Below are 19,617 nucleotides of genomic sequence, written 5' to 3'. Positions count from 1 at the left end.
CGCACCGCCACCGTGCTCCGCAGAGAGTGACGAACTCCGCACGTTTTCTCGGCATCCGTGCGGAGTTCGTGCGATTCTGCGGAGTTCGTGCGCCGCGCTGAGGCGCGCGTGAGGCCCGCCGGCCGTCAGCCGGAGAAGCGTGACAGGAACGCCTGCGTCCGCGGGTGCTGCGGCGCGGCGAACACGGATGCCGCGGCGCCTTCCTCGACGATGACGCCGTCGTCGAGGAAGACGACCCGGTCGGCCACGTCACGGGCGAAGGCCATCTCGTGCGTCGCCATCAGGATCGTCGTTCCCTCCGCGGCCAGAGCGCGTACGAGTTCCAGCACCTCGCCCACGAGCTCGGGGTCGAGCGCGGAGGTGATCTCGTCCAGAAGCAGCACTTCGGGATCGGTCGCGATCGCCCGCACGATCGCCGCCCGCTGCTGCTGGCCGCCGGACAGACGGTCGGGGTGTGCCGCCGCGAACTCCGCGAGGCCCACGCGTGCGAGCAGATCGTGCGCGCGCTCTTCGGCCTGTGCCCGCGGCATCCGATGCACGACGCGCGAGGCGAGCGTGACGTTGTCGAGCACCGACAGGTGGGGGAACAGGTTGTAGCTCTGGAAGACGGCCCCCAGGCGTGCGCGCACGCGGTTGCCGTCGACGCGGGGGTCGGAGATGTCGAGGTCGCCGAGCCAGATGCGCCCGTCGTCGATGGGCTCCAGAAGTCCCAGGCAGCGCAGCAGCGTCGACTTGCCCGATCCGGACGAGCCGATGAGGGCCACCACCTCGTGCGCGGCCAACGAGACGGAGACGCCGCGCAGGACGTCGCGCTCGCCGAACGACTTCCAGAGCTCGTCGGCGCGCAGGACGGAAGTGCCGGATGCCGCGGCGTGCCCGCTCACAGGATCGACCCCTGCTGCTCGCGCTCGCGCAGTCGAGCGGTGTACCAGTCGGTCAGGCGGATCGTCGGGATGGCCAGCAGGATGAACAGGATGCCGGCGACGACGTACGGCGTGAAGTTGTAGCTCAACGACGCCGACGAGCGGGCGGCGGCGATGGCGTCGATCGCGCCGAGGATCGAGATGAGTCCCACGTCCTTCTGCATCGAGATGAAGTCGTTCATGAGGGGCGGCGTCACCTTGCGGACAGCCTGCGGCAGCACGACCCGCCGGAGGGTCTGCACGTAGCCGAGGCCCAGGGCACGGGCCGCCAGCCGCTGCGACGGGTGCACCGCCTCGATGCCCGCGCGCAGCACCTCGGCCACGTACGAGGAGTAGGTGAGCGTGACCGCCACGACGCCGAGCACCACGACGGGGATCCGCGTGTTCATGATCGTCGGCACGCCGAAGCCGATCAGGTAGAGCACGATGATGAACGGCAGTCCGCGGAAGAGATCGGTGTAGGCCGCCGCGAGGACGCGCAGCGGAAACAGCACCGGCCCGCGCGCGGTGCGCAGCACCGCGATCAGAAGGGCAACGGCCGACACGGTGACGAGCGAGAGGCCCAGCACCTGCAGATTGATGAGGAAGCCCTCCCAGATCTTCGGCAGTGACTGCAGTGCGATCTGCGGGTCGAAGAACGCCTGCTGCACGCTCGCCCATCCGGGCGTGTTGATGACGCTTGCCCAGACGATCGCGGCGAACACGAGGCTCGAGGCGATCGCGACGAGCACCGAGCGCCGCTGCCGCCCGCGGCGGAACGCGCGCCGCTCGAGCTCGAGTGCGCTGGGGGAGTGAATGGTCACGGACCGACGTTACCCGAGCGGGTCACTTCAGCTGCGGCACGCCCTCGGTCAGCACCGACAGCCACTGCTTCTTCAGCTCGTCGAGGGTGCCGTTCTGGCGCAGCGTGTCGACGGCGGCGCTGACCTTGGCCGTCAGCGGCGAGTCCTTCGCCAGTAGCAGTCCCCATTGGTCGGGGACGCCGGCGGCGGGCAGTTCACCGACCACGAACGAGTTGTCGATGTAGGGGGCGTTGACCGCGACGTATGCGGTGGGCGTGTCGAGCACGATCGCGTCGATCTGGCCGGCCTTGAGCGCGGCGACGGCGTCTTCGTTGGAGTTGTAGAGCGACGGCGCGGTGGTCGGGGCGATCGCCTTCTCGAGCGTGGCGGCGCTCGTCGAGCCGGTCATCGCTCCGATCGCGAGCCCCTTGAGCCCCGCGATGTCGGTGATGCCCTGGGCCTTTCCGCCCTTGATCGCGACGACCGACTGGCTCGCCTCGTAGTAGGGCGTCGAGAAGTCGACGGCCTGCTTGCGCTCGTCGGTGATCGTGTACTGCTGGATGTTGATGTCGAAGTTCTTCGGTCCGGGCGCGATCGCCGACTCGAACGACGTTCGCACCCAGACCACATCGTCCTTGGCGAAGCCGAGCTGATCGGCAACGGCGTACGCGACCGCTGCTTCGAAGCCCTTCCCGGATGCCGGGTCGTCGCCGTAGACGTACGGCTCGTACGCCGTCTCGCCCGTGGCGAACGTGAGCTTTCCGGGGGTGATGTAGCCGGCATCCGTGCCGGCGGAGTCGGACGCCCCACCCGCCGGAGTCGACGTCCCTCCGGTGCAGCCGGCGAGGACGAGGGCGAGAGCGGCCGCGGTGGCGGCAAGGGCGGTGCGCAGGATAGGGCGCGGCATGGAGACCTCCGGATGGGATGAGCGGCGCGCCGAATCGTGTGCGCGGATGCCGCGACATCCATCTTCCCCGCTGGCGCGGTGCCGGGCCTCGCCGGGCGACGCTTTGTTACAGGGTCTTCACCCGCGCCGCCCGAGCCGGGCGAGAGGTGTCGTCGGTCGAGGGGCGCCGCGCGCGGCGGGGTGATGCGGCGTCGGTGTTGCCGTGCCGCGCCACGCGCTCGATCCAGCCGCGGCGGGCAGTGTCATCGCTGAAGCGCACGGGCGTGAAGCGTGCGATGCCCACCGTGCGCACGCCGCAGTAGCCGAGAGTCGCCCGGGAGAGCGATGCTTCGGCGGCGCCGCGGTAGACGACGCGGTTCCAGAACCGAGGAGAGTCCATCGTCATGACGATGCGTGCCGTGCGACCGGCGAGGAGACGGTCGGACAGGGCAGAGCGTTCGCGATAGCGGAACGTCGCGTTCGAGAGGAAGACACGGTCGATGAACGCCTTCAGAGCTGCCGGTACGGTGCCCCACCACTGCGGATGGAAGATCGCGATGTGATCGGCCCAGAACAGGTCGTCCAGGTACCGGGCGACGTCCGGATCGAGCGGCAGATCGTCGGTGCGGCCGACGCGCGGCGCGCGCAGCTGGTCGCGCGTGCGGGGATGGTCGGGAATGGGGTCGTGGGCGAGATCGATCAGGCGCACCTCGGCGCCGGCGGCGCGGGCACTCGACACGTAGCTCTCCGCGAGCGCGTGGGTGAGGGTATCGGGCAGGGGAGTGCCGACGATGACGAGCAGGCGGCGGTTCATGGCGTGCGACCTTTCGCGAGGACGATGTCGGTGAGCGCCGACAGATGGGCGTTGAGCGCGGCGGGGGTGATGCCGGTGCCGGAGGAGACCGGGTCCAGGCGCGGATCGGCGAGCATCTGGGCGAACTCGGCCTCGAGCTCGCCGCCGGCCACGCGCACCAGCTCGACGCCCTTCGGGGTCAGCTCCAGAAGGATGCGGCGCCCCTCGCCCGCGGTGGTGCGCAGCCACCCGTCGGCGACCAGGGCCGGGACGCGCTTGCTGACCGCGGCCTTCGTCACGCGCAGGCAGCGTGCGAGCCCGGTGATGTCGATCGGCGCCCGCTCGGAGAGGGTCGCCAGGATCTCGAACAGGTTGAAGGTCACGCCGTGTCTGTCTCGCAACCAGGCGTCCGCGAACAGGTCCAGTTCGCCGACGAGCTCGTGGAGGGTGACGGTGAGACGGGCGGCCATAGCCAGAGTCAACCAGTTGACATCTCTGGTGTCAACTGGTTGACTCGCGCGGTCAGGAGATGCTGATCAGCCGATCCAGGTCGTCGTCGGGAAGGGTGTCGGCGGTCGCGGTCACTTGCAGGTCTACGAGGTCGGCACGTCCGCGAAGGATGTTGAGGAAGGCGGTGTCCGCGGCATCCCGGCCCGTCGCGATGCGAACGAGCGTGTCGCGGGGTGCCAGGGTGGTGGCGTCGACGACGCGCCAGGCGCCGTCGACCCATGCTTCGGCGACGGCGTGGAAGTCCATGGGGTCGAGTCCCGGCGCGTACACCGCCACCAGTCGTGCGGGTACGCCGCCCGCGCGCAGAAGGGCGACGCACAGGTGGGCGTAGTCGCGACAGACGCCGCGGCGGGCCAGGAGCGTGCGGACGGCGCCGTCGGTCGGCAGGCTCGAGCCGCTGACGTACGACAGCTCGGTGCCCACCCACGACGACACGCCCGTCAGCAGGTCGCTCGAATCCGTGATGCCGCCGAACTCGGCCGCGGCCGTCGGCGCGAGTGCGTCGGACTCCGCGTAGCGGCTGGGGCGGCCGTAGACGAGCAGTTCCGCCTCGTCCGCATCCAGCGGGGTGGCCGCGCCGTCGATGGTCGCCGCGTAGTCCAGTCGCAGGCGGCCGATCGGCGCGTCCACCCGGTGGAGGCGACCTCCGTGTGCGTCGGCGAGTTCGCGCACCGGCACGGGTGAGCCGTCGACGCGCACGTCGAGGGACTCGGATGCCGGGGCATACGCCCGGGATGCGGCCACGGCGAACACGAGGTCGGCGGGGTCGGTGACGTCGAGCTCGATGCGGGCGGTGACAATCCTCTGCATGCTCACAGGGTGGCATGGCGCCACGCCGGCCGCGCGGGGGTTGACAGCAGCTCGACGCGTTTCGACGCGCGGTGCCCCGTGTCAGTAGGAGTCGCGCTCGGTGTCGTCGTGCTCCGTCACCCATCGCGCCGCGAGGGCCTCCGACCCGCGGGCCAGCAGCGCCACGTCGGCGCCCACCAGAAGGAAGGCGGCGCCGTCGTCGAGGTAGGACTGCGCGACGTGCGGATCGAACGCGTTCACGCCGACGGGAAGACCCGCCGCGCGCACGGCCGCGAAGGTGCGTCGCACCGCGTCGACCACGTCGGGGTGCGTCTGCTGCCCCAGCAGTCCGAGCGAGGCAGCGAGGTCGCTCGGACCGACGAACACGCCGTCGATGCCCTCGACAGCGGCGATCTCGGCCGCCGCATCGACGCCCTCGGCGTTCTCGATCTGCACGAAGACCGACACGGAGGCGTCGGCGTTCGCCAGGTAGTCCTCGACCCGGTTCCATCGAGCCGAGCGCGCCAACGCCGAGCCCACGCCGCGCCGACCGCGCGGGGGATAACGCGTGGCGGCGACGACGGCGCGCGCCTCGTCGGCGGTGGAGACCATGGGCACGAGGATGTTCTGCGCGCCGAGGTCGAGCACCTGTTTGATCGTGACGGCATCGCCGATCGGCACGCGCACGACCGGGGTCGCGCCGGACCCGTCGATCGCCTGCAGCTGAGCGAGAACCGTGTCGAGCGTGTTGGGGCCGTGTTCCATGTCGACCAGAAGCCAGTCGAGCCCCGATCCCGCCATGATCTCCGCGACCAGCGGTGAGCCGGTGCAGACCCAGCCGCCGACGAGGGGGCGCGATGCCGCCCCCAGCCGGTCGCGAAGGGTCGCCCTCAGACGAAACGACACTCGATCACCCCCATCTGTCCGAAGTCGCAGCGCACCGTGTCGCCGCGCTGCACCCACACGGGCCGTGTGAACGATCCTGCCAGGATGATCTCGCCCACCTCCAGGCGCGCGCCGTGCTGGTGGAACTTGTTGGCGAGCCACGCGACGCCGGTCGCGGGGTGGCCGAGCACGCCGGCGGCGACGCCTGTCTCCTCGATCTCTCCGTTGCGGCTGAGCACGCCCGGCACCCAGCGCAGATCGATCTCTTCGGGGCTCATGTGCACGTCGCCCAGCACCATGGCGCCGTAGGCCGCGTTGTCGCTGATGGTGTCGACGATGGTCCGCCCCTCCAGCTCGATGTGCGAGTTCAGCACCTCGAGGGCGGCGACGGCGTAGTCGATCGCGGCGAGGGCGTCCTCCCGCGTGCAGTCGGGACCCTCCAACGGTGTTTTCAGCACGAAGGCCAGTTCGACCTCGATGCGCACGTTCGAGAAGTGATCCACAGGGATCTCCGCGCCCGAGCGGTAGACGGTGTCGTCGAACATGACCCCGTAGTCCGGCTCACTGATGCCCGTCGCCTGCTGCATCGCCTTCGAGGTGAGACCGATCTTGCGCCCCACGAGGGTGCGCCCCGCGGCGATCTGCGTGTCGCGCCAGCGGCCTTGGATCGCGTAGGAGTCCTCCACCCCGGCATCCGGATACCGCGCGGTGATGCGCGGGATCACGCTGTGGGTGCGGTCTGCCTCGGCGAGTTCCGCCGCGATGGCGTCGATCTGTGCGTCGCTGAGCATGTGTCTGGTCCTCTGAGCTTCTGGGTTCGCGGTCCGTGTCCCACTTCCGCCGGTGTGTGTCCCACTTCCTGCCGGCTGAGGGGTGCTGTGACAGCCGAAAGTGGGACACGGCGGGCGGGACGCAGGAGGGTGCGGGGGGGGGGGGGGGGGATAGGGGATGCCGGGGGCGGCCGGGTGGTCAGAGCTGGTTGCCGAGCTTGAACTCCCCGGCGCCCACCTCTTCGGGGGCACGGGTGTAGCTGAAACCGTCCGCGCCGATCGTGACCGCCATCTCGCTCGCGTCGGTACGGGCGCGCACGGGCTGCGGATTGCCGTCCAGATCGAGCACCACGGATCCGTCGGTGTACCAGGACGGGACGACGGGGTTTCCCCACCAGTCGCGTCGCTGGTTGTCGTGCACGTCCCAGGTGACCACCGGGTTGTCGGGGTCGCCGGTGTAGTAGTCCTGCGTGTAGATCTCGACGCGGTGACCGTCGGGGTCGCGCAGGTACAGGTAGAACGCGTTGGAGACGCCGTGCCGACCGGGGCCGCGCTCGATGGAATCCGAGCGGCGCAGGGCTCCGAGCTTGTCGCAGATGGCCAGGATGTTGTGCTTTTCGTGCGTCGCGAAGCACACGTGATGCATGCGGGGGCCGTCTCCGCCGGTCATGGCGGTGTCGTGCACCGTGGGCTTGCGGCGCATCCAGGCGGCGTAGACGATGCCCTCCTCGTCCTGGATGTCCTCGGTGACGCGGAAGCCGAGGGACTGCATGAAGCCGACCGCGCGCGGCACGTCGGGCGTGATCTGGTTGAAGTGGTCGAGGCGCACGAGCTCGCCGGGAGAGTAGAGGTCGTAGCGCCACGACAGGCGCTCCACGTGCTGGGTCTCGAAGAAGAACTCGTACGGGAAGCCCAGCGGATCCTCCACCCGCACCGAGTCGCCGATGCCCTTCGTGAACCCGTCGGGTCGGCGCTCGACGCGGCATCCGAGCTCCGAATAGAAGGCCACCGCCTTGTCGAGATCCTCCGCCGACCGCACGCGGTACGAGAAGGCGGCGACCGCGGCGATCGGGCCCGTACGCAGGACGAGGTTGTGGTGGATGAACTCCTCGGTCGAACGGAGATAGATCGCCGTGTCGTCCTCCTCGGTGACGTGCAGCCCGAGGATGTCGACGTAGAACTCGCGGGATGCCGCCAGGTCGGTGACGATCAGCTCCATGTAGGCGCAGCGCAGGATGTCGGGAGCCGGGACGGACGGCGTCGGAACCGGGTTGTCCGCGTGGATCGGCGCCTCCGCCGAGACGAAGAATCCCGAGGAGGTTCGGATCATCTGGCTGCGGTCTGTCATCTCAGGCTCCCTTGCCGAAGGTGGGGTTGTGGGCGGGGCCGAGCGTGATGTGCACGGCCTGCTGGTCGGTGTAGAAATCGATGGAGCGGTAGCCGCCCTCGTGGCCGAGGCCCGACGCCTTGACGCCGCCGAAGGGTGTGCGCAGGTCGCGGACGTTGTTGGAGTTCAGCCACACCATGCCGGCCTCGACGCTCTGGGCGAAGTTGTGTGCGCGCTTCAGATCGCTGGTCCACACGTAGGCGGCCAGGCCGTACTTCGTGTTGTTGGCGAGGGACAGGGCCTCCTCGTCGGTGTCGAAGGGGGTGATCGCGACGACGGGGCCGAAGATCTCCTCCTGGAAGATGCGCGCGTCGGGGGCGACGTCGGCGAACACGGTGGGACGCACGAAGTTGCCGTCCTCGAAGCCCGCCGGCCGGCCGCCGCCGGCGACGAGCCGGCCCTCGCTCTTGCCGAGCTCGACGTACGACATCACCTTGGCGAAGTGCTCCGGATGCACGAGCGCGCCCACCTCGGTCGCGGGGTCGTCGGGGTAGCCGACCGTCACGCGGTCGGCCTGCGCCGCATACCGCTCGACGAACTCGTCGTAGATCTCCCGCTGCACGAGGATGCGGCTGCCTGCGGTGCAGCGCTCGCCGTTCAGCGAGAACACGCCGAAGATGGTCGCATCGATCGCCGCCTCCAGGTCGGCGTCGGCGAAGACGATGGCCGGGCTCTTGCCGCCCAGCTCCATCGACAGACCCTTCAGGAACGGGGCCGCGTTCGCGAAGATGAGCTGGCCGGTGCTGCTCTCGCCGGTGAAGGAGATGAGCGGAACGTCCGGGTGCTTCACGAGCGCGTCGCCGGCGTCTTCGCCGAGGCCGTTGACGAGGTTGAACACGCCCTCGGGCAGGCCCGCCTCTTCGAAGATGCCCGCCCACAGCGATGCCGACAGCGGCGTGAACTCCGCGGGCTTGAGCACGACGGTGTTGCCGGTGGCCAGCGCGGGGCCGAGCTTCCACGACTCGAGCATGAACGGCGTGTTCCACGGCGTGATGAGACCGGCGACGCCGATGGGTTTGCGGTTCACGTAGTTGAGCTGACGGCCGGGCACCTTGAAGGCGTCGTCGGTCTGCGCGACGATCAGGTCGGCGAAGAAGCGGAAGTTCTCCGCCGCGCGACGCGCCTGGCCGAGCGCCTGGGTGATCGGCAGGCCCGAGTCGAAGCTCTCCAGCTCGGCGAGGCGCGCGTCACGCGATTCGACGATGTCCGCGATGCGGTGCAGCACGCGCGAGCGCTCGCGGGCCTGCATGCGCGGCCAGGGGCCGTCGGTGAACGCCGTGCGTGCGGCGGCGACCGCGAGGTCGATGTCGGCCTTCTTGCCCGCGGCGGCCTTGAGGTAGGTCTGGTTGGTCACCGGATCGAGCACGTCGAACGTGTCGCCGTCGACCGAGTCGACGAAGCGGCCGCCGATGTAGTGCTGGATGTGTTCCGGCAGATCGGCCGGAACGCGGCGGGCGGTGGTGGGTGCAATGGTCATGGGAGCTCCTTCGTGGGAGGGGGCGGATGCCGCAAGGCGACGAGTCAGAAGGCGGGGAGGCCGAGCGCTTCGTCGGGGTGCTCGTGGATCATGTAGGCGTCGAGGGTCGCCGAGCGGTGGCGGCGCGATGCCTTCTCGATCTCGGCGAGCGGGGCACCGGTCTCGATGAGTACGAGGATGTTCTCGTGCTCGCGCACCGATTCGGCGGCGCGACCGGGGACGAAGCTGAACGTCGAGTCGCGCAGATGCCCGAGTCGCGCCCACTCGGCCTGCACCAGTTCGAGCATTCGTGGGTTGGCGCACTTCTCGAACAGGATCGCGTGGAACTCCTGGTTCAGCGCGGTGAAGGCGCGGGGGTCGAAGTGCTCGAGTGTCTCGACCATCATCTCGTTGACCCGACGTGCACGGCGCACGTCTTCGGCGGTGAGCGCGCGCGCTGAGAGGGCCGTCGCCGCCCCCTCGAGGATGCTGAGCGACTGCATGCTGAAGCGGTAGGCCGTGTCGTCCACCATCGATACCCGCGCGCCGACGTTGCGCTCGAACATCACGAGACCCTCGGCTTCGAGTTGACGGATCGCCTCGCGTACCGGCACCACGCTCATCTCGAGTTCGCCCGCGATCGTGCCGAGCACGAGGCGGTAACCCGGGGTGAACTCCTGCGCCGCGATGCGCTCTTTGATCCAGTGGTAGGCCTGTTGCGACTTGCTCTGCGATGTCGCCGGCGTCGTCGCGGTCATCGGGAGGTCCTCTCGCTCTCATAGCGGGCACGCCACTGGGCGTTCATCGGGAACAGGCCGTCGACGGGGTGACCGGATGCCACCTGTCGGGCGATCCACGCATCCTCCTCCTCCTGGGCGAGGGCAGCGGTCGCAACCTCCTCGGCGAGGGCGGGCGGCAGCACGACGACGCCGTCACCGTCTCCGACGAGGATGTCTCCCGGCTCGACGGTCGTGCCGCCGCAGCCGATCGCGACGTCGGTCTCCCACGGGATGTGGCGACGACCGAGGACGGCGGGGTGGGCACCGGCGGTGAAGACCGGGATGCCGACGGCCGCGACGGCGTCGGCATCGCGCACGCCCCCGTCGGTGACGATGGCGGCGGCGCCGCGCGCGTGGGCGCGGATCGCCAGGATGTCGCCCAGTGTCCCCGATCCGGTTTCGCCGCGGGCCTCGATGACCAGGACCTCACCCTCTGCGACCGCGTCGAACGCGCGCTTCTGGGCGTTGTAGCCGCCGCCGCGTGCGGCGAAGAGGTCTTCGCGGTGGGGGAGGAAGCGCAAGGTCCGGGCGGTGCCGACGAAGCGGCTGCCCGCGGTGAGGGGGTGCACGCCGTCGATCGTGACGTCGTTGAGCCCGCGCTTGCGCAGCTGTCCGCTGAGTGCGGCGACGGGAACGCGGGAGAGTTTCTCGCGCAGCGCGGGCGTGAGAGCCGGGGGGATTCCTGCGGCCTCGGGGGAGCCCCACGCCTCGGCGCGCTGGCGGTCGTCGACGGCGGGGAGCGAGCCGATCGCACCGTCGAGGGTGCGCTCGCCCTGCACCACGGTGGTGCGCAGCCGTCCGCTCGAGAGCGACCCGGCATCCACCTGTACCTCGACGACGTCGCCGGGAACGACCACCGACGAGCCCGCGGGCGTGCCGGTGAGGATGACGTCGCCGGTCTCGAGGGTGAAGTGCTGGGAGAGGTCGGCGACGATCTGGGCGAGCGGGAAGAGAAGCCCGTCGGTGGTGTCGTCCTGCGCGAGCTCGCCGTTGACCCAGGTGCGCAGGCGCAGATTCGCCGGATCGATGCCGACCGCGTCGATCAGCGCCGGGCCGATCGGCGTGTAGCCGTCGCCGCCCTTCGAGCGGACGTTCGAGCCCTTGTCGTTCGCGCGCAGGTCGTAGAGGCCGAAATCGTTCGCCGCGGTGATCGCGGCCACGTGCGACCAGGCGGTCTCGGCCGTCGTCCATCGGGCGGGCGTGCCGATGATGAGTGCGATCTCGCCTTCGAACGCGAGCAACTCGGTGCCGGCGGGGCGCTCGATCGACGCGCCCGAGGCGGCCAGCGAGCTGGAGGGCTTGAAGAAGTACGACGGGGATGCCGGGCGGCGGCCGCGCTGGTCGGCGCGAGAGGCGTAGGCGAGGTGGACGGCGACGATCTTGCCCGGGCGCGCGCCGAGGACGGCGAACCGGCTGTCGGTGTCTGTCATGGATGCTCCCTTGCGTCGTATCCGAAATCGTATATGATCGTCGTCACCGCGGCAAGCACTGCTTCGCCGTCCGACAGAGACGTCACACCGACACTGGAGTCACCCCATGAGCGCTTCCACGAACCACCCCGTCGGGTTCACCCCGACCGGGACGATCGCGACGTCCACCGACCGCCGCCGCGTCGTCTTCGCCACGATCGTCGGCACGACGGTCGAGTGGTACGACTTCTTCATCTACGCATCCGCGGCCGGCCTGGTCTTCGGAAGCCTCTTCTTCGCTCCCGCCGGAGAGGGGTTCGCTCAGGTGCTGTCATTCATCACGGTGGGCATCAGCTTCCTGTTCCGACCGTTCGGCGCTTTCCTCGCGGGTCACTTCGGAGACAAGTACGGGCGCCGCCTGGTGCTCATGGTGACGCTGATCCTGATGGGCGTGGCCACGACGCTGGTCGGCCTCCTGCCGACGTATGCCGCGATCGGCATGGCAGCGCCGATCCTGCTCGTGCTGCTGCGCATCCTTCAGGGGATCTCGGCCGGTGGAGAGTGGGGCGGTGCCGTGCTGATGGCGGTGGAGCACGCCCCCAAGGCGCGCCGCGGCGTCTTCGGCGCGTCCCCTCAGATGGGCGTGCCGCTCGGCCTGCTCCTCGCGTCGGGCATGCTCGCGCTCATGGCCGTGATCGCTCCGGGCGACGCCTTCGTGCAGTGGGGCTGGCGGGTGCCCTTCCTGCTCTCGTTCGTGCTGATCGTGATCGGCTACTACATCCGCCGCCGGGTGGAGGAGAGCCCGGTGTTCGCCGAGCTCGCCGAGCGCAAGGAAGAGACGCGGATGCCGATCGTCGCCCTGTTCCGCAAGCACACGCTGCTTGTGGTGATCGCAGCGCTCGTGTTCGCCGGCAACAACGCCGTCGGATACATGACCACCGGGGGGTACATCCAGCGCTACGCCACCGACCCGAAGGGACCGATCGGACTCGCGACCGCCGATGTGCTGGGCGCGGTCACCCTGTCTGCGATCACCTGGCTGGTGTTCACCTTCCTCTCCGGCTGGATCTCGGATCGCATCGGACGGCGCACGACCTACATCATCGGCTGGCTGGCCCAGCTGGCCGGCGTCTTCCTGCTCTTTCCGCTCGTCAACACCGGCTCGATCGTCCTGCTGACGCTGGGCCTGGTGGTCCTCACGGTCGGGCTCGGTTTCACGTACGGTCCTCAAGCAGCCCTCTACGCCGAGCTGTTCCCCGCGTCCATCCGCTTCTCGGGCGTCTCCATCTCGTACGCGATCGGTGCGATCCTCGGCGGGGCCTTCGCTCCGACGATCGCGCAGGCGATCGTGCAGGCGACGGGTTCCACGACGGGCGTCACCTGGTACCTCGCCGGCATGACCTTGCTGGGACTGATCGCCACGCTGCTGCTGCGCGACCGCAGCGGCATCCCGCTCGGACCCGACCATGAGGCCGAGCAGACGGTCAGCCCCATCCGAGGGCTCTCGCGGGCCTGAGTCGGAAGGACGACGACGATGCAGTTCCATCACCACGGGTATGTCTCCGCCGACCCCCGCGTGCAACCGGCCGCGGGGACGGGAATCGACCGCCCGGCGGAGCTGCCCGACGAGGTCGACGTCCTGATCGTCGGCTCCGGGCCGGCCGGCATGCTCCTGGCCGCGCAGCTGTCGCAGTATCCCGGGGTCCTCACGCGCATCATCGAGCGTCGGGACGGGCGTCTCGCCCTCGGGCAAGCCGACGGCATCCAGCCGCGCAGCGTCGAGACCTTCCAGGCCTTCGGCTTCGCCGAGCGGATCATCGCCGAGGCGTACAACATCGGGTGGATGAACTTCTGGGGCCCCGATCCCGAGAACCCCGCGCGCATCGTGCGCCGCTCCCGCACTGCCGACTACGCGTACGACATCAGCGAGTTCCCGCACCTCATCGTCAACCAGGCGCGCGTGCTCGACTACTTCGCCGAAGCGGCCGCGCACGGCCCGGCGCGCATCGCACCCGACTACGGGATCGAGTTCGTCGGGCTCACCGTGCACGAGGGCGAGGACCGTCCGGTCGAGGTGCGCGTACGCCACGTCGGCGGAGAGCGCGCCGGCGAGGAGCGCGCCGTGCGTGCGGCGTACGTCGTCGGGTGCGACGGGGCGCGAAGCGGCGTACGGGCGGCGATCGGCCGGGTGCACGTCGGCGACATCTCGCAGCACGCCTGGGGCGTGATGGACGTGCTCGTCGAGACGGACTTCCCCGACTGGCGCATCAAGTGCGCGATCAACGCCGAGGCCGGCAACATCCTGCACATTCCGCGCGAAGGCGGATACCTCAGCCGCATCTACGTCGACCTGGGCGCCGTGGCGGACGACGACGACCACCGCGTGCGTCAGACGCCCGTCGAGGAGATCATTCGGCGGGCCAACGAGATCCTGCACCCGTACACGCTCGACGTGAAGAGCGTCGCCTGGCACAGCGTGTACGAGGTCGGCCACCGGGTCACCGACGGCTTCGACGACGCGCTCGACGGCGGACGGGAGCCGCGCGTGTTCCTCACCGGCGACGCCTGCCACACGCACAGCGCGAAGGCGGGGCAGGGCATGAACGTCTCGATGCAGGACGGCTTCAACCTGGGGTGGAAGCTCGGCTCCGTGCTGAGCGGTCTGAGCCCGGCCTCCCTTCTGTCGACCTACACCGCCGAGCGCCGACCGGTCGCTCAGCAGCTCATCGAGTTCGACAAGGAGTGGTCGACGCTGATGGCGCGAAAGCCCGAGGAGATCTCCGATCCTGCCGACCTCGCGACCTACTATCTCGCCACCGCCGAGTTCCCCTCGGGCTTCATGACCACCTACGCCGAGGGGGCGGGAGTCGTCGCCGGCACTGCCCACCAGCATCTGGCAACCGGCTTCCCGGTGGGCAAGCGCTTCAAGAGTGCGCCCGTCACTCTGGCGGCCGACGGCAACGTCGTGCATCTCGGTCATCACGCGAGCGCCGACGGGCGGTGGCGCCTGTACGCCTTCGCTGACCGCGACGGGCTCGCCGACGACTCGCCCCTCGCGCGCTTCGCGGCCTGGCTCGCCGACGACCCGGACTCTCCGGTGCGGCGCCATACCCCCGCGGATGCCGACATCGACGCGGTCTTCGACGCGAAGGTGGTCTACCAGCAGGGGTTCGACGACATCGATGTCACTCGTGCGCCGGCTGTCTTCCGCCCGCATTCGGGTGCGCTGGCGCTCACCGACTGGGAGAAGGTGTTCGCCGCGGCACCCCACAGGTGGAACGAGACCGACATCTTCGAGGCCCGCGGGCTATCGCGTGACGGTGTGGTCGTCGTGGTGCGTCCTGATCAGTACGTCGCGGCCGTGCTGCCGCTGGACGCGACCGATGAGCTGACGGACTTCTTCACCCGGTGGATGCTCCCCGTCGGGTGACGGGCTGAGACGCTGAGTGACGCTCAGTCGAGGTCGTCGTATCCGCTGAGGCGCAGCTCCTCGGCATCCAGGTGCGCTTCCAGTCGGCGGGCGAGAAGGTCGTCGACCGTACCCTCACGCCGAAGACGCAGAAGGACCTCGCGCTTGCGATCCAGCAGGGCCAGCTTCAGTCGCGTCATCTCCTCGAAGCGCACGAGCGGCGATCGCTGGGTGAGGTCGATTCCGGTCGATGCGGCGAGCATCGTCAGCGAGGTCGCGGCGTCGACGCCCGCCGCGGCCTGATTGAGCCCCACGACGGGCCCCGCGCCGTCCACGACTGTCTGCGCACCGGTGTCGGGGGCCGACGGCGCCGCCACCATGCCCTCGAGCTGTGCGATCTGGTCGGCATCCGCGGTGGCCTGGGCACGGGCGAAGGCACGCGCGTTGGCCAGCTCGAGCATGTCGTAGCCATCCTGACGAGCGCGCTCGCGCACCTCATCGCTGATACCGTGCTCGGCCGCGATGTCGTCGAGAGCGGCGATCGCCGCACCCGAGATGGTCCGCTGCGCCAGCTCGATCTCGTCGGCGGCCCAGTCGTCGCTGGGAAGCTTCGCCCACCGGACGATGGCGGGAAGGAGCGGTCCCTGCACGAGAAGACTCAGCACGATCACCCCGGCCGTCACGAAGACCACGGCGTCGCGGCCGACGAGCGGCTGACCGGACGACGTCGTCAGCGGAACCGAGAGCGCGATCGCGAGCGACACGGCACCGCGGAACCCAGCCATCGTGCTCACGATGCGCGCGCGGTTCAGCGATCCCGGGCCGGAACGTGCGGTCAGCGCCGGCGTACGCGGGCGCGAGAAGGGGGCCATCAACAGCTGGAACACATAGCGCACCACCAGCAGCGCCGCCCACGCGGCCACGGTCAGCAGCACGAGGCCCCACACCTCGCTTGGGGAGATCTCGTGCAGGACGAGCTGCACTTCCAACCCGATCAGCACGAACAGCGCTCCGTTGAGCAGGTAGACGCCGAACGGCCACGCCGCCATCGCGGTGCGGCGGGAGGCGGCGGTGGTGATGCGCGGCGAGGCCCAGGCGATGATCAGGCCCGCGAACACCACGGCGAGAACGCCCGAGGCGTTGACCAGTTCGGCGAGCAGGAACGCCGTGAACGGAACCAGCAGCAGCGTCACGTTGATCGACAGGGCATTGCGCATGCGCCGCAGCGCGAGGTACGCGAGAGCCGCGACGACGATGCCGGCGATCGCTCCGCCGAGGTAGGAGACGAGCACGGTGGCGGTGATCGACCAGCCCGTGACGGTGTCGCCGAGTGCGACGGAGATCGCGATGGCATAGAGCACCAATGCGGTGCCGTCGTTGGTCAGACTCTCCGCCTTCAATTTCATGAACGTGCGCTGCGGAAGCAGTCGTCCGAGCGCGGCGACAGCCGTGGCATCGGGGGGCGCGACGGCGGCACCGAGGATCATGGCTGCCGGCCAGGGCAGCCCGAAGAGCGTGGCCACCCACGCGACCGCGAACGCCGAGGCGACCACGAGCAGCGTGCTCATCGGGATGATGTAGCGCAGCGACCGGCGAACGCCCCGCAGCGACGTCGTCAGGCTCTCCCAGAACAGCATCACGGGCAGGAACAACAGCAGCACCGTCTCGGGCGGCAGCTCGATGCGGCGCAGCTCCGGCACGAAGCCGAGCAGCAGGCCGAGGATCAGCAGCACCAGCGGTGTCGCCAGGCGCAGGCGCGGCGCGAGGAGCGTTCCCGCCAGCACCGACAGCCCGAGCAGGACGGTGACTTCCAGACCTTCCATGGCACCCCGATTCCGCGCAGACCTCCCGACGGATTTCCGTCGCAGCCCAGTGTGCGCCACAGACACAGCGTTTCAACAGGTCTGCGCATTCCCGGCCGCGCAGACAGTTCTCTCCGTGCGGGGCTACCGGCCCCGCGTCAGGAGTTCACGCGAATGATCTCCTGCTGATACGGGGCGATGACGTCGCCGGAGATCCGGCAGTCCAGCAGCAGGAAGGGCCGGTCGGATGCCGGGACCTGCACCCACCGCGCGAGCTCGTCGAGGTCGGCGAGCGTGCGCACGACGACACCTCGAGCCCCGACCGCGGAGGCGAGACCCGCGAAGTCGACCTCGGGGATGAGCATGGGCTCCCGGGCGAGGCCCTGCAGGCCGTACAGGTTGATCTCGGCGCCGTACGCGGCGTCGTTCCACACGACGGCCAATCCGCGGCCCGCCGCCACGCGCACCGCGGATTCCAGATCCGACAGTGCCATCAGTCCGCCGCCGTCGCCGGTGGACAGCACGATGGTGGCCTCCGGCCGAGCCCGGGCGGCGCCCGCGACGGAGGGGAATCCCAGGCCGATCGACTGGTACGCGGTGCCGACCATCATCATGCGGTCGGGCGAGGCCACCGACCAGTACATGTTCGCCCAGCCGAGGAAGTGGCCGCCGTCGGTGACGACGACGCGGTCGCGGGTGGAGGGCGCGCTCTCGAGCAGCTCACCGATGCGCTCGGCGACCGACCGTGGGTCGAGACGGCCGTCGGGCGCCAGGGGGTCGCCGCCGTCGCGGGCGCGCAGCGCTGCGATGTCCACGCGCTCGCGCCAGCCGCTGGGCGCGGCATCCCTCGTCGCCAACTCGTCGCAGAGGGCCTCGGCGACGAGGCGTGCATCGCCGCGGATGAAGCCGCCGACGTGCGGGTGCGTCGCCGCGGGGGCGATGTCGACCTGCACGACGCGGGTGCCCGGGGCGAACAGGGCGCCGAAGCGCATCGTGAACTGGTTGAGTCCCGCGCCGAAGACCACCGCGACGTCCGCCGTCGAGATCAGCTCCATGGCGCCGTCGGCGCCGAACCCGCCGGTGACCCCGAGGTCGAACTCCGGCCGAGGGAACATCCCGCGACCCAGCGCCGTGGTCGCCGTGACGGCGCCCGTCGCGTCCGCCAAACGCCCGAGAGCATCCGCGGCGCCCGAGATCCACGCGCCGCGACCCGCGATCAGCACCGGACGCTCCGCGGCGGCCAGTGCGGAGGCCAGGTCGGCGATCGCCGCACGTGCGAACGGGGAGGGGGCGATCGGCGCGGGCAGTGTCGGCTGCGGCGCGGCCGGCACCGAACCCGCCTCGAGCTTGGCGACGTCGTAGGGGATGGCGAGCACCGTCGGCACGCGATAGGCCAGCGCGTGCTCGATCGCGATGACCGTGGTGGCCGCCGCATCGGCCCGTCCGACGGTGTACGTGCGCGCGCCCACCGCCGAGGCCAGGGCGATCTGGTCGACGTCCCACGGACGGGGGCCCGACGTCGGTTCGTCCCCGACGACGAGTACGAGCGGCACGTGGGCCTGCACCGACTCCGCCAGGGCGGTCAGCGTGTTGGTGAAGCCGGCACCGTAGGTGGCGGTCGCGGCGGCGAGGCGTCCGCTCGCCCGATGATAGGCATCCGCTGCGACGACCCCGCCCGCCTCGTGGCGCACGGCGGTGTAGTGCACGTCCGTGGAGCGCTCCAGGGCGTCGAGGAAGTGGGCGTTGCCGTTTCCCATCACGCCGAAGACGTGGTCGATGTGAGCGGCAAGGGTCTGGGCGACGTGCGCAGAGACGGTGGACATGGGGCCTCCGAGAGACGAAACGGTGAAGGGATGCCGTATGTGTCTCGCGTGCCCCTTTTTCGAGCACCGAACGCCGCGTCGCGTCCGGACCAGTCGAGTATAGAAGAACGGATGTCGGCGGCGGCGGGCAGGATGGGCGCATGGACTCCGTCCGTCTGCGCGCCGCGCGTCTGGTGCATCACGCCCTGGTCGTTCCCGAAGCCGGCCTGGGGGCCGCCGCGCGCCGGCTGACCGCCACGCAGGCGCAGGAGTTCTGGGCGGGGCGGTGGGCTCTCGGCATCCGCACGGCGGGGGAGGTCACGCTCACCGACGTCGACGACGCCTTCGCGCGCGGTGTGCTCGTGCGCTCGTGGACGCAGCGTGGAACCCCGCACATCGTCGCCGCCGAGGACCTCGCCTGGATCCTCGAGCTGACGCGCGACCGGCAGCAGCGCCAGGCGGCGGGGGTGCACCGTGCGTTCGGCATCGAGGCCGACGACATCGCGCGCGCCGAGCGGGCCGTCGGGGCCGCGCTCTCGGGCGGCAACCGCCTGACGCGAAACGAGGCGGCGACGGTCATGGCCGCCGCCGGTGCGGATGTCGCGGGCTCCCGCGGAGGTCACCTGATCTCGGCCGTCGCCGTTCGCGGGCGTGTCGTCTTCGGTCCGGTCGTGCCGCGCGACGGCGCGCCCACGCGGGAGCAGTACCTCGTCGCCGCCGACGACTGGCTGCCGGATGCCGCGGCTCCCACCGAGCCCTGGGGCGAGCTGTTCGTCCGGTATCTCGCCGGGCACGCACCGGCCACCCTCGACGACTTCCGCTGGTGGGCCGGCGTTCCCGTCGGTATCGCCCGGTCCGCGCGGGAAGCCGCCGGCGATCGGGTCACGGCGCTCGACGAGGGCCTTTTCCTCGGCGCCGACGCGCCAGCCGGAGACACTGCCGAGGCAGTCTCCGGAGTGCTCGCGCTGCCGCCCTTCGACGAGTACTACCTCTCGTACGCGGACCGCTCCCGAGTCTGTCCGCCGGAGCACCTCGCAACGATCGGTCCGACCCTCAACGGCCTGGTGCGTCCCGTGCTCATCGCCGGGGGAGAGGTGTTCGGCACCTGGCGCCACTCGACGGCCGTCGGCAGACACCATCTGCCACCGATGTCCGACCCCTTCGGTGCCGCGGTCGACGCGGCATCCGTGGAGGCCGCCCTCGGGCGCGTCGCCAGGTTCTTGCGCGTGTAGCGC

The 19,617-nt window shown here is 70.2% G+C and carries 17 protein-coding genes; 3 read left to right on the top strand and 14 right to left on the bottom strand.

What is annotated here, in order from left to right; all coding sequences use genetic code 11:
* Nucleotides 1-125: 125 nt before the first annotated feature.
* From PP359_RS05885 to PP359_RS05830, 12 genes are all read right to left on the bottom strand, one after another.
* The gene (locus PP359_RS05885; protein ID WP_112932525.1) at nt 126-884 is read right to left on the bottom strand and encodes an amino acid ABC transporter ATP-binding protein; all 759 of its coding nucleotides are present in this window, start codon (nt 882-884) and stop codon (nt 126-128) included.
* A complete protein-coding gene (locus tag PP359_RS05880; RefSeq protein WP_294947636.1) occupies nt 881-1,726 on the bottom strand; it encodes an amino acid ABC transporter permease in 846 nt (281 codons plus the stop codon). The genes PP359_RS05885 and PP359_RS05880 overlap by 4 nt, the downstream gene beginning before the upstream one ends.
* Nucleotides 1,727-1,748: 22 nt before the next feature.
* Nucleotides 1,749-2,612, bottom strand: coding sequence for an ABC transporter substrate-binding protein (locus tag PP359_RS05875; protein ID WP_499250086.1), 864 nt, complete (start codon nt 2,610-2,612; stop codon nt 1,749-1,751).
* Between the two features lie 106 nt (nt 2,613-2,718).
* Nucleotides 2,719-3,405 (bottom strand): NAD(P)H-dependent oxidoreductase, encoded by a 687-nt coding sequence (locus tag PP359_RS05870; RefSeq protein WP_499250085.1) that lies wholly within the window; start codon nt 3,403-3,405, stop codon nt 2,719-2,721.
* A complete protein-coding gene (locus PP359_RS05865; RefSeq protein ID WP_036316844.1) occupies nt 3,402-3,854 on the bottom strand; it encodes a MarR family transcriptional regulator in 453 nt (150 codons plus the stop codon). The genes PP359_RS05870 and PP359_RS05865 overlap by 4 nt, the downstream gene beginning before the upstream one ends.
* A gap of 52 nt (nt 3,855-3,906) precedes the next feature.
* Nucleotides 3,907-4,704: a transglutaminase-like domain-containing protein gene (locus PP359_RS05860; RefSeq protein ID WP_295820766.1), complete on the bottom strand. Its 798-nt coding sequence runs from the start codon at nt 4,702-4,704 to the stop codon at nt 3,907-3,909.
* Between the two features lie 81 nt (nt 4,705-4,785).
* Nucleotides 4,786-5,589, bottom strand: a complete 804-nt coding sequence (locus PP359_RS05855) for an HpcH/HpaI aldolase family protein (protein ID WP_499250084.1) — start codon at nt 5,587-5,589, stop codon at nt 4,786-4,788.
* Nucleotides 5,574-6,359 carry a 2-keto-4-pentenoate hydratase gene (locus PP359_RS05850; protein WP_499250083.1) on the bottom strand — a complete coding sequence of 262 codons (786 nt, stop codon included), beginning with the start codon at nt 6,357-6,359 and terminating at the stop codon, nt 5,574-5,576. The genes PP359_RS05855 and PP359_RS05850 overlap by 16 nt, the downstream gene beginning before the upstream one ends.
* Nucleotides 6,360-6,537: 178 nt before the next feature.
* Nucleotides 6,538-7,686, bottom strand: coding sequence for a 3,4-dihydroxyphenylacetate 2,3-dioxygenase (gene hpaD, locus PP359_RS05845; protein WP_499250082.1), 1,149 nt, complete (start codon nt 7,684-7,686; stop codon nt 6,538-6,540).
* Nucleotide 7,687: 1 nt separating this feature from the next.
* Nucleotides 7,688-9,202, bottom strand: a complete 1,515-nt coding sequence (gene hpaE, locus PP359_RS05840; RefSeq protein ID WP_499250081.1) for a 5-carboxymethyl-2-hydroxymuconate semialdehyde dehydrogenase — start codon at nt 9,200-9,202, stop codon at nt 7,688-7,690.
* A gap of 44 nt (nt 9,203-9,246) precedes the next feature.
* Nucleotides 9,247-9,939 (bottom strand): GntR family transcriptional regulator, encoded by a 693-nt coding sequence (locus tag PP359_RS05835; RefSeq protein ID WP_499250080.1) that lies wholly within the window; start codon nt 9,937-9,939, stop codon nt 9,247-9,249.
* Nucleotides 9,936-11,390 carry a fumarylacetoacetate hydrolase family protein gene (locus tag PP359_RS05830; protein WP_499250079.1) on the bottom strand — a complete coding sequence of 485 codons (1,455 nt, stop codon included), beginning with the start codon at nt 11,388-11,390 and terminating at the stop codon, nt 9,936-9,938. The genes PP359_RS05835 and PP359_RS05830 overlap by 4 nt, the downstream gene beginning before the upstream one ends.
* 106 nt (nt 11,391-11,496) lie before the next feature.
* Here PP359_RS05830 and PP359_RS05825 point away from each other — a divergent pair, with 106 nt between their 5' ends.
* Nucleotides 11,497-12,885: an MFS transporter gene (locus tag PP359_RS05825; protein WP_295820782.1), complete on the top strand. Its 1,389-nt coding sequence runs from the start codon at nt 11,497-11,499 to the stop codon at nt 12,883-12,885.
* A gap of 18 nt (nt 12,886-12,903) precedes the next feature.
* Nucleotides 12,904-14,799, top strand: coding sequence for an FAD-dependent monooxygenase (locus tag PP359_RS05820; protein WP_499250078.1), 1,896 nt, complete (start codon nt 12,904-12,906; stop codon nt 14,797-14,799).
* Nucleotides 14,800-14,822: 23 nt separating this feature from the next.
* Here PP359_RS05820 and PP359_RS05815 read toward each other — a convergent pair whose 3' ends face one another.
* Together PP359_RS05815 and PP359_RS05810 are read right to left on the bottom strand one after the other, a co-directional pair.
* Nucleotides 14,823-16,601 (bottom strand): Na+/H+ antiporter, encoded by a 1,779-nt coding sequence (locus tag PP359_RS05815; RefSeq protein ID WP_499250077.1) that lies wholly within the window; start codon nt 16,599-16,601, stop codon nt 14,823-14,825.
* A 137-nt stretch (nt 16,602-16,738) separates the two neighbouring features.
* Nucleotides 16,739-18,403 carry a thiamine pyrophosphate-binding protein gene (locus PP359_RS05810; RefSeq protein WP_499250076.1) on the bottom strand — a complete coding sequence of 555 codons (1,665 nt, stop codon included), beginning with the start codon at nt 18,401-18,403 and terminating at the stop codon, nt 16,739-16,741.
* Nucleotides 18,404-18,543: 140 nt separating this feature from the next.
* Here PP359_RS05810 and PP359_RS05805 point away from each other — a divergent pair, with 140 nt between their 5' ends.
* A complete protein-coding gene (locus tag PP359_RS05805) occupies nt 18,544-19,614 on the top strand; it encodes a winged helix DNA-binding domain-containing protein (RefSeq protein WP_499250075.1) in 1,071 nt (356 codons plus the stop codon).
* The last annotated feature ends 3 nt before the right edge of the window (nt 19,615-19,617 follow it).

This window comes from Sphingomonas sp. BLCC-B65 (genome assembly GCF_028550675.1).
Lineage (GTDB): Bacteria > Actinomycetota > Actinomycetes > Actinomycetales > Microbacteriaceae > Microbacterium.
This window is presented reverse-complemented; position numbering and strand designations above follow the sequence as displayed.